A 12,707-nucleotide genomic window follows, 5' to 3' on the forward strand; every position below is an offset into this window, starting at 1 on the left:
CGCCCACCGGATTGACGCCCGAGATACTTGAACGAGCAACCAGATGCGAGTAGTAGTGGCATCAGGACCTCCATGATCCGTTCGTTCTCCAGGGGAGTCATTGATGCGCATTGGTTTCAGCCTTCCGGTGTTCGGCAAGGCGGCGGCCACGCCCGGCGGGATCGCGCGGTACGCGCGTGCGGCCGAACAGGCCGGGGCGGCGAGCCTCTGGGTCGGCGACCGGCTGTTGTCGCCGGTCCGCCCGGTGGTGCCGTACCCGGGTTACGAGACCATGCCCGAGGAGTTCCGGACCGCCCAGGACCCGTTCACCGCGCTGGCCGTCGCCGCGGCGGTGACCGAGACCGCGATCCTCGGTTCCAGCACCATCAACGCCACGCAGTACCAGCCCGCCAACTTCGCGCGGCTGCTGACCAGCATCGACGTCGCCAGCGGCGGCCGGCTGCTGCCCGGGCTGGGCATCGGCTGGTCGCCCGACGAGTACGACGCCGTCGGCATCCCGATGTCCGAGCGCGGCAAGCGGCTCGACGACCTGCTCGACCTGCTCGACACCTGGTGGAGCAAGGACATCGTGTCCCACGAAGGTGTCGGCTACAGGATCGCGGAGTCGCACGTCGGCCTCAAGCCCGTCCGGAAGCCGCCGATTCACCTGGCCGGGTTCGGCGAGAAGTCGCTGCGCCGGGTCGCCGAGCGGGCCGACGGCTGGCTGCCGGTCTGGTCGGTGCCCGAGGCGTTCCCCGCGGACGTGCTCACCTCGACCCTCGCCAAGATCCGGGCCGACGCCGAGCAGGCCGGGCGCGACCCGCGGGCCCTGGGCGTGGCGCTGCGCGTGAACGCCGCACCCGGGACCGAGCCGGAGGACATCGCCGAGTCGGTGGTGAAGATCGTCGCGCTCCTCGAGCCGGACCACACGTTCATCGACATCAGCTACCTGACCGGAAGCGTGGACGAGCACCTCGACCTCACCGGCCGGCTGCTCGAGCTGACCGCCGAGGGCTGACTCGCCGGTGGCGGCTCACCTCGAAGGTGAGCCGCCACCAGGGCGATCCCGGCGAGTTTCGGTTGTCTGCGTCACAGGTGCGGTGATAAGATAACTTGAAACGTTTCAAATCAGCGAAGATGTGACGTCGGCCGGTTGCGGCCGCGAGTGGAGCGTCCATGTCCGGTCACCCCGCACGAGTCGCGCTCGTTTTCCTGTGCGCCTTGCTTTCGACGCTCTTCGTGGACACCTCCGCGCTCGCGGGGCACCGCGGCGCGGGCGTCGAGGCCTACGACCTGCGCGCCGACAACGTTGTCAACCCGCTGGCCACGTCCGGCCCGCCGGCCCTGAGCTGGAAGCTGCGGTCCACCCGGCCCGATGCCCGGCAGACGGCCTACCGGATCCTCGTCGCCGGCACGCCCGGCCTGCTCGCGCAGAACCGGGCCGACGTCTGGGACAGCGGGAAGGTCGTGAGCGGCGACTCGGTTTCCGTGCCCTACCGCGGTCCGGCCGGCGCGGCCGGGAAGCGGAGCTACTGGACCGTCGAAGTGTGGGATTCCCGGGGCGGGGTGACAAAACCGGCCGTGCCCGCGTGGTGGGAGACCGGGCCGGCGGACTGGGGGAGCGCCGCCTGGATCAGCCCGGACGCGGGAAGGGCCTACGCCTGGCAGGACTTCTCCCTCGACCTCGACTTCACGATCAAGGCGGGCGCCGCGAGTGTCCTCTTCCGCGCCGCCGACGCCGACGACTTCCTGATGTGGCAGATCAACGCGGCCACGACGCCGGGCAAGGTGCTGCTGCGGCCGCACGTGAAGAGCCACGGCGCCTTCAGCCTCCTCGGCGAGGTCGACCTCGCGCCGGTCATCACCCCGGCCACCGCGACCGCGCCGCACCACCTGCGTCTCGACGCCCGCGGCGACACCGTGGTCACCTCGATCGACGGCACGCAGGTCGACTCCCGCACCGTCGGCGCGGTGACCACCGGCACCCTCGGCTTCCGGACCTCCGTCAGCCAGGGCACGGCCGAGGTCGCCCGCTACGACACCATCGTCGTGCGCGCGCCCGACGGCTCGCCGCTGTTCTCCGACGACTTCACCGCCGACCCGGACCCGCGGTTTCCCGGCGCCACCATCACCGACGGCCAGCTGGAGCCGCGAGGTGATCCGGTGCTGCTGGCCCAGTCGCCGGACGCGCCGTTGCTGCGCCACGAGTTCGTCCTGGACAAGCCGGTCGCCGCGGCGCGCGCGTACGTCTACGGCCTCGGGTTCTACGAACTCCACCTCAACGGGGAGAAGACCGGGGACCAGGTCCTCTCGCCCGCGAGCACGCCGTACGACCAGCGCGACCTCTACGACTCCTTCGACGTCACCCAGCAGGTCCACGCCGGGCGCAACGCCGTGGGCCTGTGGCTCGGCAACGGGTACGGCCCGCGGTTCAGCCAGTACGGCTTCCGCTGGACGGGGCCGAAACAGGGCATCCTCGCGCTCGACGTCACATTCACCGACGGGACGCGCCGGACCGTCACGACCGACGACACGTGGCGGTGGTCCGACAGCCCCGTGACGGCCAACGACCTCTACGCGGGGGAGAGCTACGACGCGCGTCTCCAGCAGAACGGCTGGGACCGTCCCGGCTTCGACGACGCGTCCTGGCACGCGGTGCGCACGGTCCCGGCGCCCGGCGCGACCCTGACCGCCACCACGGCGCCGCCGATCCGCGTGGTCCAGACCCTGCGCGCGGTGTCGGTGAAGCAGCCCCGCCCGGGCATCCACGTCTACGACTTCGGGCAGAACTTCGCGGGCTGGGCGCAGCTCCGCGTCGCCGGGCCGGCCGGGACGACCGTGCGGATGCGCACCGCGGAGGAGGTCGGCGCCGACGGGATGCTCGACACGGCCACCAACCGGAACGCCGCGTCGACCGACTCCTACACCCTCGGATCCGCCGCGGGGACCCAGGTCTACGAGCCGCGGTTCACCTACCACGGCTTCCGCTACCTCGAACTCACCGGCTTCCCGGGCACGCCGGACCTCGGCAGCGTCACCGGCCGCGTCGCGCACGCCGACGTCGCCGCGACCGGGCACGTCGAGACGTCCGATCCGCTGCTGAACACGATCTGGGCGAACAACCGGCGCGCCGTGCTGAACAACTCGATGAGCCTGCCCACCGACAACCCGGTCCGCGACGAGCGGACGCCGCCGGGCATGGACGTGCAGGCCTACCACGGCGCGTCCGTCCTCGACTTCGGCATGGACGGCTTCTACGGCAAGTACCTGCTCGACCTGCCACCCGGCACCGCGCTGCCCAGCGACGCGGGCAACGCCCAGCTGCCGGACATGGGCGGCGGCTCGGTCGAGCTCGCCTGGTCGCTCTACGAGCAGTACGGCGACCTCGGCCGCCTCGCCGCGGTCTACCCCAAGATGAAGGCGTTCGTGGACACCAACGCGGCCGCCTACCCCGGCCGCATCTGGCCGGACGACCGCGGGTTCGGCGACTGGTGCCCGCCCGACCGCGGCCCGAACGCCAACGGCGGCCAGGGAAACCCGTCGGCGGGCGACTGCTTCAGCGAGCGGTCGATCGTCAACACGGCCTTGTCGTTCCGGCAGGCCGGCGACGTCGCGAAAGCCGCGCGGGCACTGGGGAACACCGCGGACGCGGCCCACTTCGCCGGATTGGCGACGTCGATCGCCGACGCGTTCAACGCGCACTTCCTCAACGCGGCCGGCACCACCTACGGCGACGGTCGCCAGACGACCAGCATCCTGCCGCTCGCCTTCGGCATCGTGCCGCCGGACAAGGTCGCCGCCGTCGGCGCGCAGCTCGCCGACACGATCCTGACGAAGAACGGCGGCCACCTCGACACCGGCATCTTCGGCACCCGGTACCTGCCCGAGGCGCTCGCCCGGGCCGGCCGGATCGACGTCGCGCTGACGGTGCTCGACCAGAAGACCTACCCCGGGTTCGGCTACGAGATCAGCCGGGGCGCGACGACGCCGTGGGAACAATGGACGTACCAGTCCGGCATGGAAACCCACGACCACGCGATGTTCGCGGGGGTCAACGCCGCGCTGTACACGCAGTTCGCCGGGATCACCCCGGCCGCGCCCGGCTACTCCGCGATCGCGTTCGCGCCGCAGGTTCCCGCCGGGCTCGGGCACGTGTCGGCGTCGATCGACACGGTCCGCGGCCCGGTCTCCTCGGCCTGGACGCAGTCCGGGTGCCGGCTCGACCTGACCGTCACCGTGCCCGCCAACACAACCGGCACGGTGACGGTCCCCGGTACGGGCGTGACGGCGCCTCCGGGTGCGACGCCGTTGCCGGGGGCGAACCGGTACTCCGTGGGCTCCGGCACCTGGACGTTCACCGCCCGCCACTGCGACTGACTGGGAGTGCTTGTGAAGCGAATCCTCTTGGCCGCCTTGGTGGCCGCCGGTCTCGTCACCCCGGTCGGCGCGGCCGGCGCGGCCGTCAGCTACCCGGGTCTTGCCGCCGCCTTCGACAACGTCGGGGTCAGCACGGCCGCCCAACCGGGCGCGGCGGACCTCGACGGGAGCGGGCACAGTCTCGTCGCCGAAGACCTGGCCGCGGCGGGCTGGGCTCCCGGCCGCACGATCACCGTCGACGGCGCACCGCTGGCGCTGCCCGCGTACAGCCCGGGCGCACCCGACAACGTCGTCGCCGCCGGGCAGCGGATCGAAGGCTCCTTCGCCGGTGCGGCGCTGTCGTTCCTGGTGACGAGCACGGGCACGGCGTCCAGCGGGACCGGGACGATCGACTACGCGGACGGGCACGTCCAGACCTTCCGGCTCGGCGCGCCCGACTGGTACTTCGGGCCGGGTGACCGGATGACCGTGTCGTTCCCGCGGTGGAACACCCCGAGCGGGCCGAACGCCTTCTCCGCCAAGCTGTACACGGTGTCGGTCCCGCTCGACCCGGGCGCCTCGGCCACCGCCGTCACGCTGCCCACGATCGGCTCGGGCGCGGCCCTGCACGTGTTCGCCCTCGGCGTGCGGCCCGCGGCCGGACCGTGGGCGGGAACGTGGGCCGCGGCGACCGACGACGGTCTCGCCGCGGGACCGTGGACCGAGCGGACGTTGCGCATGGTCGAGCACACCAGCCGCGGCGGCTCGCAGGTGCGCGTCCGGCTGGACAACGCCTACGATCCCGGCCCGCTGGTCGTCGGCCACGCCACGGTCGCGGTGCGGCAGGCGGGCGCGACGCCGGTGAGCACGCCGGTCACCCTGACGTTCGGCGGGCAGCCGGAAGCGGCGCTGCCGGCGGGTGGCCAGGCCGTCAGTGACCCGCTGCCCTTCGCGGTGCCCGCGGACGCCGATCTCCTGGTGAGCCTGTACCTGAGGGGGACCGTGACGAACGCGCCCGCGCACAGCGTCGGGCTGCAGGACATGTACACCACCGCGGACGGCACCGGCGACCACACCGCCGACACCGGCGACTTCCCGTCGGCGGGCACGTTCGGCTTCTGGACGATCCTCGCCGGCATCGACGTCGCGGACGCCGACACCGCTGGCACGGTCGTCGCCTTCGGCGATTCGATCACCGACGGCTACTCGTCGACCCCGAACACCAACAGCCGCTGGCCGAACTTCCTGGCCCGGCGCCTGCTCGCCGGTGGCCAGGCCGGCACCCCCGGGGTGGTCGACGAGGGCATCGCGGGCAACCGCATCCTGCAGGACGCGTTCAGCGGCTTCCCGGACGGCCGCACGGCCGGCGTGAGCGGCCTCGCCCGGCTGAACCACGACCTGATCGGCCAGCCCGGGGCGCGCACCGCGATCGTGCTGGAGGGCATCAACGACATCAACAGCGACGCGAGCGCCGACGACGTCATCACCGGCCTGAGGCAGATCGCCACGGAGCTGCACGCGGCCCGCATCCGGGTGCTGGCCGCCACGCTGACGCCGATCAAGGGCTGTTCGTGCAGCAACGACGCGCACCTGGCGGCCCGGGATCAGGTGAACACCTTCATCCGCACGAGCACCGGGGTGTTCGACGGCTGGGTCGACTTCGACGCGGCGGTCCGCGACCCGGCGGACCCGGAGTCGATGCTGGCGGCCTACGACTCCGGCGACCACCTGCACCCGGGCGACGCGGGCTACCGGGCCATGGCGGAGGCCATCCCGCTCGACGCCCTGTGAGTGTCTACTGAGGACTGTCGTGAAAGGACAGTCGTCCGTCTTCGTCCGCTGAGCGCCGGACCCGGCGCACGTCGGGGACGGCGAGGACCGCGGCCGTCGCGGCCGCGATGGCGCCGGCCGCGAACCACAGCGTGCGGTCCAGGCCGATCTTGTCCGCCGCCGGGCCGGCGGCGGCCGCTCCCAGTGGGGTGAGCCCGAAGGAGCCCAGTGCTTCGTACGCCGCGACGCGGGAGAACTTGTCGTGCGGGATTTCCTGCCGCAGCGTCGTCATCCAGTTGACGCTGAAGATCTCCACGCCGACCCCGGCCAGCAGCGATGCCGCGCAGATCACCAGCAGCGGCGCGCCGGCCGCGAACGCGGCCAGCGGCAGCGCCAGCAGCAGCGCCGCGGACGTGCCGGACACCAGCAGGCGCTGCGGCCGCAGCCGCACCATCAGCAGCCCGCCGAGGATCATGCCGACCGCGTCACACGAAAGAATGAAGCCCCAGTCCGCCGCCCCGTTGAACTTCGCGTTGGAGGCCAGCGCGCCGAGGACGGCGAACGCGCCGACGCCGAGGGCGTTGACGACGGCGAACTGCCCCACCACGCTCCACAGCCACCGCCGGCCGGCGAACTCGGTCCAGCCTTCGCGCAGCTCGGTGCTCAGGCCCGTGCGCTTACGCAGGTTGCCCTCGACCTTCATCATCACCCCGAGCCCGGAGGCGAGGAGGAAAGTGGCCGAGTCGAGGGCCAGCACCCAGCCCGGGCCGAAGCCCGCGACCAGCACACCGCCGAGCGCGGCGCCGGCGACCTGCGCGCCGTTGAGGCCGGTCCGGAAGATCGCGAACGCCTTCCTCGCGTTCGACATGTCCACGCTGCGCATCAGCAGGCCCTCGGTGGCGGGCATGCGGAAGGCGATGGCGAGGCCGTTGCCGGCGGCGAAGATCACCAGCTGCCAGACCTTCACCGACTCCATGAAGACCACCAGCGCGAACAGGGCCTGCGCGACCGCGCTGACCAGGTTCGCGGCCACGATGACCAGGTGCCGCGGCAGCCGGTCGGCCACCACGCCGCCGATCGCGAAGAACAGCACCGCCGGCACCGTGCCCGCCGCGGACACCAGGCCCACCGCCGTGCCCGAGCCGCCCGCGTAGATGATCGCGAACGCCATCGCGACCGGCGCGGCGGCCGTGCCCAGCGCCGAGATGACCGCGCCGGCGATCTGCAGCCGGTAGTTGCGGCTCTGCCACACACTCGTGCTCGATCCGGCGATGCCCATCCACGCTCCAGAAGCAGTTTCAACCCGGATAGTGTCAATTTCTTATATGAGGTTTGCGGGTACCCTGGGCGCGTGTCAAGCGAGAAAGCAGGTCCGCCGCCGTCGGGCGCGCAACTGGCCGACGCGCTCATGCGCACCACCCACGCGCTGCGGCGGTTCGCCGGGCAGCCCTACCAGCAACGCGGCTGGTCGACGTCCCGGGTGCTGCTGATGCTCGCCGTCGACGAAGCCGGCGCGCCGCGGATGGGCGAGCTCAAGGACCGGCTCGGCGTCACCGGCCGGTCCATCACATCCCTGGTGGACGGTCTGGAGGCCGAAGGACTGTTACGCCGCTACGGCGACCCCGGCGACCGCCGGTCGACCCGGCTCGAGATCACCGCGAAGGGCCGCGAACACCTCGCCGAGATCAAGGCGCTGCACGACGCGCACGCCGAACACACCTTCGGCATCCTCGGTGACTCCGAACGAAACGCTCTGCTCGACACACTGGGCCGGCTCCGCGACCACGTCGCCGGCCGGCTCTCCGCGTCCGACGACGACGTGTCCTGAGGGATCCGCCGCGAACCGTCACGCTGCTCGCGTCGCAGGTCAAGGGCTGAGTCGTCGCAGAACCGTTGCATGAACGCCGGCTGAGTGCGTCGCGTGCGGGATCGGCGAACGGGGCCCGGGTACTGCATCGATTGTGAATCGGTTGTACCGTCGTGGGTGCAGCGGTTCAACCGGGAGCCGCCGCACCCCACACCCGTGATCCCCGTCCGGGGCCGGCGTGGGACTGGACTGGTGCACGCCGCGGTTTGGCCTCACGGTGAAGAAGGAGGCCACCCGTCATGCCCGCTGTTCCGCCGCCTCGTCATCGCGGCACGTTCGCGTCGGTGACGCCGTTCGACGTGTCGGCCTCGGCCGAGGCCACGGTGCTGGCCGTGGCCGGTGAGCTCGACGCCTCCGTCGTCGACGCGCTCGCCGAGTCGCTCGACCGCGAGCTCGCCCCCCGCCCGCCGGTGCTCGTGGTCGACGCCGCGGCGGTCACCTTCTGCGCGGCGCGAGCGCTGACCGTGCTGGTGAAGGCCGCCGCCGACGCGCACGCCGCCGGTGTCGCGTTCGTGATCGTCACCGAGCAGCGTTCGGTGTTGCGCCCGCTGACCGCGCTGGGGCTGGAGCGGGTGCTGCCGGTGTACCGCGACGTCGCCGAGGCGCTGTCGTGGCTGGCGTTGCTGCCGCGGCTGACCGAGCCGGCGCCGGACTGCTGACCGTCGCGCACCGGTAGCGGGCGCACTACCGAGCCGCGGTCGTCGAACCTCGGACGCGTGACACCGGCCGGTCAGGGTTCCGTGCAGGGGACCCGGCCCCAGACGGTCTTGCCGTCCTCGTCGTCGTCCACTCCCCAGTCCCGGCAGATCCGGTCGACCAGCACCAGCCCGCGGCCGCCGTCGTGGGCCGGGGTGCGCAGGTGCGGCACGCCGTCGCCGTGATCGGCGACGGCCACCGCGACCTCGCACGGGTCCTGGACCTGGTGGAGCCGCAGCTGGATCGGCCCGGTCGCGTGGTGGTAGGCGTTATCGAGCAGCTCCCCGACGACCAGCATGGTGTCGACGCGGTGCGCTTCGCCGAGGCTCGCGAGCCTCGCTTCGGTCCACCGCCGGGCCGCGGAGAGGTCGGCGAGATCGTGGCCGGTCAGGTCCAGGACCTGCCACCCGGTCCGATCGGTTTCGCGCCAGGTCACCGGCATGAACAACTCCTCACGCAGACGTCCGCCACGCCGGGGAGCAAATGTGGCCGACGTCGTTCTCCGGTAGGTACCCCGAGCCGCCGGGCTTACCCGTGACTCGCGCTCCTTTTCGCCGGCGCCCCGACCGGCTGAACCGGGTTTGTGCCTTCCCTTCGCGGGAAACCGGGTAGTCCGTACTCGCAGAGGAGTCCCATGAAGGCAGTGACCTGGCACGGCAAGCGTGACGTCCGCGTCGAAGAAGTGCCGGATCCGAAGCTCGAAGAACCCACCGACGCGATCGTGCGGATCACCTCCAGCGGCATCTGCGGCTCCGACCTGCACCTGTACGAAGTGCTCGGGGCGTTCATGACCGAGGGCGACATCCTGGGCCACGAGCCGATGGGCGTGGTCGAGGAGGTCGGGGCCGAGGTGACCGGCCTGAAGCCGGGTGACCGCGTGGTGGTCCCGTTCAACATCTCCTGCGGCCACTGCTGGATGTGCGACCGTGGGCTGCAGTCGCAGTGCGAGACCACCCAGGTCACCGATCAGGGCAAGGGCGCCGCATTGCTCGGGTACACCAAGCTCTACGGCCAGGTACCCGGCGGGCAGGCCGAGTACCTGCGGGTCCCGCAGGCGCAGTACGGGCCGATCAAGGTCCCGGACGGCCCGCCGGACGAGCGGTTCGTCTACCTGTCCGACGTCGTCCCGACCGCCTGGCAGGCCGTCGAGTACGCGAACGTCCCTCGCGACGGCACGGTCGTGGTGTTCGGCCTCGGCCCGATCGGGCAGATGGCCTGCCGGATCGCCCGCCACCGCGGCGCCGGCCAGGTCATCGGCGTCGACCTCGTGCCGGAACGGCTCGCCCGGGCGCGCGAACACGGCGCCACCGCGATCGACACCCGCGACCACAAGGTCATCGGCGACGCGATCCGGCAGCTGACCGGCGGCCGCGGCGCCGACTCGGTGATCGACGCCGTCGGCATGGAGGCGCACGGCGCCCCGGTGGGCAAGCTCGCCCACAACCTGGTCGCGATGCTGCCGCAGCCGATCGGCGCGAAGATCACCGAGAAGGCCGGCATCGACCGGCTGAGCGTCGTCTACGCCGCCATCGACAGCGTGCGCCGCGGCGGCACGATCTCGCTGTCCGGGGTGTACGGCGGCATGGTCGACCCGCTGCCGCTGATGGACATGTTCGACAAGCAGCTGCAGCTGCGGATGGGCCAGGCGAACGTGCGCCACTGGATCGACGACATCATGCCGGTGCTGACCGGCGACGGCGACCCGCTCGGCGTCGAAGGGTTCGCCACGCACAAGTTGCCGCTGTCGGACGCGCCCCGGGCGTACGACATGTTCCAGAAGAAGCTCGACGGCGTCCAGAAGATCCTGCTGCAGCCGGTGTCCTGATCGGGACGCCGGTTGGGCCGTCCCCCGGCGGGTACCCGCCGGGGGACGAAGGAGGCTGCCCGTGTCGACCGACGCGATCGTGATGCTCAAGGACGATCACAAGACAGTCGAAAGGCTGTTCAAGCAGTTCGAGAAGGCGGGCGAGCAGGCCTTCAAGGAGAAGCGGAAGCTCGTCGACGCGATGATCGAAGAGCTCACCACCCACACCTACATCGAAGAAGAGATCTTCTACCCCGTCGCCCGGGAAGCCGTTCCGGAAACCCGCGACCACGTGCTGGAAAGCGTGGAAGAGCACCACGTGATGGTGTGGCTGATGGCCGAGCTGCGGACGCTCGACCCGAAGGACGAAACCTTCGACGCGAAGGTCACCGTGCTCACCGAAAGCGTGCGCCACCACGTCGAAGAAGAAGAGGAAGAGTGGTTCCCGGAGGTGCGCAAGGCGTTGGGGCGCAAGCGGTTGCAGGAGATCGGGCTGACCATGCTCGACATCCGGCCGAAGGCCCCCAAGGACCCGCTGAAGATCCGCAGCGCGCACGCCTGACGTGCCTCGCGTGGACCGGCCCGGACGCCCTTCGCGTCCGGGCCGGTCCCGTCACCGCAGCCAGCCGAGCAGCGCCTCGTAGACGACGTTCTCGTGCAGCAGCGCGAAGTGGTTCAGGCCGCCGAGCCAGACGATGTCGGCGTCCTCGGTCAGGTCGGCGCGCTCGATCGGGGTCACGAGCAGGTCGCCGAAGAGCCGGCCCCACGTGCTGTCCCGGGTGCGCGAGAGTGTCGCGGACACGAACAACCGGCGGATGCCCGTCCCCGGGCCGGGTTCCGGCCGCCAGGTGGCGCCGGTCTCCCGTTGCGCGTGGTGGACGTGGCCGTACCCGAGGTCCTGGATGCCGTCGCTGCGCAGCGCGAGCAACCGGGCCAGGGGCGCAGCCGCGGCCGAGCGGCCGAGCAGGCCCGCGAGCCGGGCGACGTGGCGTTCGAGCGGCGCGCCGCGGTGCGGCGTGCCCAGGCACACCAGGCGCGTCACGCGGGGGAGCCACGGCGAACCCTGTTCTTGTGCTTGGTACAGCGCGCTTCGCGCGACCAGGCCGCCCATGGAGTGTCCGATGAGGACGATGTCGGTGACGGGGACCGGCCACGCGGCGACGAGCCGGGACAGCAGCGCGACGAGATCCCGGCCGTTCTCCCAGACGTGGCGGCCCGAGTTGTACCGCAGGTACACCGGAGTGCCGCCGACGTCGGCGGCCAGCCGCGTCCCGAAGTCGGCGCCGGGTGACGCGCCGCGGAACCAGCCGCGCTCGGTTTCGACCAGGCCGTGCAGGAAGACCACCACACGGCCGGTCGCGGCCGGGAAGGCCGCGGCGAGCGCCCGGCGATCGACCTCGACCGGCCTCCGGTCCGCCCGGACGGTCATGGCGTCCCGGCCGGGCGCGGCCGGGCTCGCGCCGAACATCCCGTGGGCGACCCCGGTGGCGTAGTGCCCCGCCGAGGACTCGAGCACCGAACCGGCCCAGCTCCGCCACGCGAGGAACGCCGGCAGCTGCGCGGGGACCCGGCCCAGCAGGTCGTGCAGCGCCGAAGCGGCCGTTTTCGTCATGGTGCTTCTTCCGTGCTTCGCCGCCGCAGGACCGGCTGACCTCAGGTGGGGGACTACCCGCCGGGACGCCCGCTACGCGGCCGGACCCGAAGCGCCGGGGTGACGTCCGACGCACTGCCGCAGCAGGGCGCCGGGCGGCGAAGCTCGAAAGTCAGGACCGGGCGCACGGGTACGTCCGGCGTTCGCCCACTTTCCCGTCCTTCGGGTGGATGAGGTGCGCCGTGGCGCGTTTGACCGCCAGCTGCCGGCCGGCTGTGACGGCGTCGGGCTTGTCGGGTTTGGCTTCGGACTGCAGCAGCAAGGTGTGATGGAACACGGTGGTCCGTCCGGGGAACTCGGGCCCAGGCCGTTTCATCGTCCTTGATGGACACTGAAATCGTCCGTCAGGAACTCGGTCCGTACGTTTTCCGTTCTTCGACGTCTCCCGCGGCGTCGTGGACGAAATGCGTGACCCGTTTCCGGCGCGCCATCGTGCGCCCGAACGACAGCGCGTCGCTGCGGCGCACCGAGGTGTTCGAGGCGCGGACACCGCCTTCGATCCGGTTCTTCCACAGTCCGTCTTCGTAGTACGTGTGCACGTCTCCCCGGGTCACGCCGACGCCTTTCACGGTGGGTGGGCCGTC

12 protein-coding genes are annotated in these 12,707 nt (G+C 71.6%); 7 read left to right on the forward strand and 5 right to left on the reverse strand.

Going from position 1 to position 12,707, the window contains the following annotated elements; all coding sequences use genetic code 11:
* The first annotated feature begins 103 nt into the window (after positions 1 to 103).
* From OG494_RS08110 to OG494_RS08120, 3 genes are all read left to right on the forward strand, one after another.
* Positions 104 to 997: a TIGR03619 family F420-dependent LLM class oxidoreductase gene (locus tag OG494_RS08110; protein ID WP_328453496.1), complete on the forward strand. Its 894-nt coding sequence runs from the start codon at positions 104 to 106 to the stop codon at positions 995 to 997.
* Between the two features lie 158 nt (positions 998 to 1,155).
* Positions 1,156 to 4,356, forward strand: a complete 3,201-nt coding sequence (locus OG494_RS08115; protein ID WP_328453498.1) for a family 78 glycoside hydrolase catalytic domain — start codon at positions 1,156 to 1,158, stop codon at positions 4,354 to 4,356.
* 12 nt (positions 4,357 to 4,368) lie between these two features.
* Positions 4,369 to 6,126 carry an SGNH/GDSL hydrolase family protein gene (locus OG494_RS08120; RefSeq protein ID WP_328453500.1) on the forward strand — a complete coding sequence of 586 codons (1,758 nt, stop codon included), beginning with the start codon at positions 4,369 to 4,371 and terminating at the stop codon, positions 6,124 to 6,126.
* 4 nt (positions 6,127 to 6,130) lie between these two features.
* Here OG494_RS08120 and OG494_RS08125 read toward each other — a convergent pair whose 3' ends face one another.
* Complete coding sequence (locus tag OG494_RS08125) at positions 6,131 to 7,384, reverse strand: MFS transporter (RefSeq protein ID WP_328453502.1); 1,254 nt, start codon at positions 7,382 to 7,384, stop codon at positions 6,131 to 6,133.
* A 72-nt stretch (positions 7,385 to 7,456) separates the two neighbouring features.
* On the opposite strand from OG494_RS08125, the gene OG494_RS08130 reads away from it, so the two are divergent.
* A complete protein-coding gene (locus tag OG494_RS08130) occupies positions 7,457 to 7,933 on the forward strand; it encodes a MarR family winged helix-turn-helix transcriptional regulator (protein WP_328453504.1) in 477 nt (158 codons plus the stop codon).
* Positions 7,934 to 8,211: 278 nt separating this feature from the next.
* Positions 8,212 to 8,631, forward strand: coding sequence for an STAS domain-containing protein (locus tag OG494_RS08135; protein WP_328453505.1), 420 nt, complete (start codon positions 8,212 to 8,214; stop codon positions 8,629 to 8,631).
* A gap of 71 nt (positions 8,632 to 8,702) precedes the next feature.
* On the opposite strand, the gene OG494_RS08140 is transcribed toward OG494_RS08135, so the two are convergent.
* On the reverse strand, positions 8,703 to 9,110 hold the full coding sequence (locus tag OG494_RS08140) for an ATP-binding protein (RefSeq protein ID WP_328453507.1): 408 nt from the start codon (positions 9,108 to 9,110) through the stop codon (positions 8,703 to 8,705).
* A gap of 192 nt (positions 9,111 to 9,302) precedes the next feature.
* On the opposite strand from OG494_RS08140, the gene OG494_RS08145 reads away from it, so the two are divergent.
* Complete coding sequence (locus OG494_RS08145) at positions 9,303 to 10,493, forward strand: zinc-dependent alcohol dehydrogenase (RefSeq protein WP_328453509.1); 1,191 nt, start codon at positions 9,303 to 9,305, stop codon at positions 10,491 to 10,493.
* Positions 10,494 to 10,554: 61 nt separating this feature from the next.
* The gene (locus OG494_RS08150) at positions 10,555 to 11,034 is read left to right on the forward strand and encodes a hemerythrin domain-containing protein (protein ID WP_328453511.1); all 480 of its coding nucleotides are present in this window, start codon (positions 10,555 to 10,557) and stop codon (positions 11,032 to 11,034) included.
* Positions 11,035 to 11,085: 51 nt separating this feature from the next.
* Here the strand turns inward: OG494_RS08150 and OG494_RS08155 are convergent, their stop codons facing one another.
* From OG494_RS08155 to OG494_RS08165, 3 genes are all read right to left on the reverse strand, one after another.
* Positions 11,086 to 12,084, reverse strand: a complete 999-nt coding sequence (locus tag OG494_RS08155; RefSeq protein WP_328453513.1) for an esterase/lipase family protein — start codon at positions 12,082 to 12,084, stop codon at positions 11,086 to 11,088.
* 151 nt (positions 12,085 to 12,235) lie between these two features.
* Positions 12,236 to 12,400 (reverse strand): DUF2188 domain-containing protein, encoded by a 165-nt coding sequence (locus OG494_RS08160; RefSeq protein ID WP_328453515.1) that lies wholly within the window; start codon positions 12,398 to 12,400, stop codon positions 12,236 to 12,238.
* Positions 12,401 to 12,467: 67 nt separating this feature from the next.
* A complete protein-coding gene (locus OG494_RS08165) occupies positions 12,468 to 12,677 on the reverse strand; it encodes a DUF2188 domain-containing protein (protein ID WP_328453517.1) in 210 nt (69 codons plus the stop codon).
* Positions 12,678 to 12,707 lie beyond the last annotated feature (30 nt).

The organism is Amycolatopsis sp. NBC_00438, from assembly GCF_036026695.1.
In the GTDB taxonomy this organism is placed as follows: domain Bacteria; phylum Actinomycetota; class Actinomycetes; order Mycobacteriales; family Pseudonocardiaceae; genus Amycolatopsis.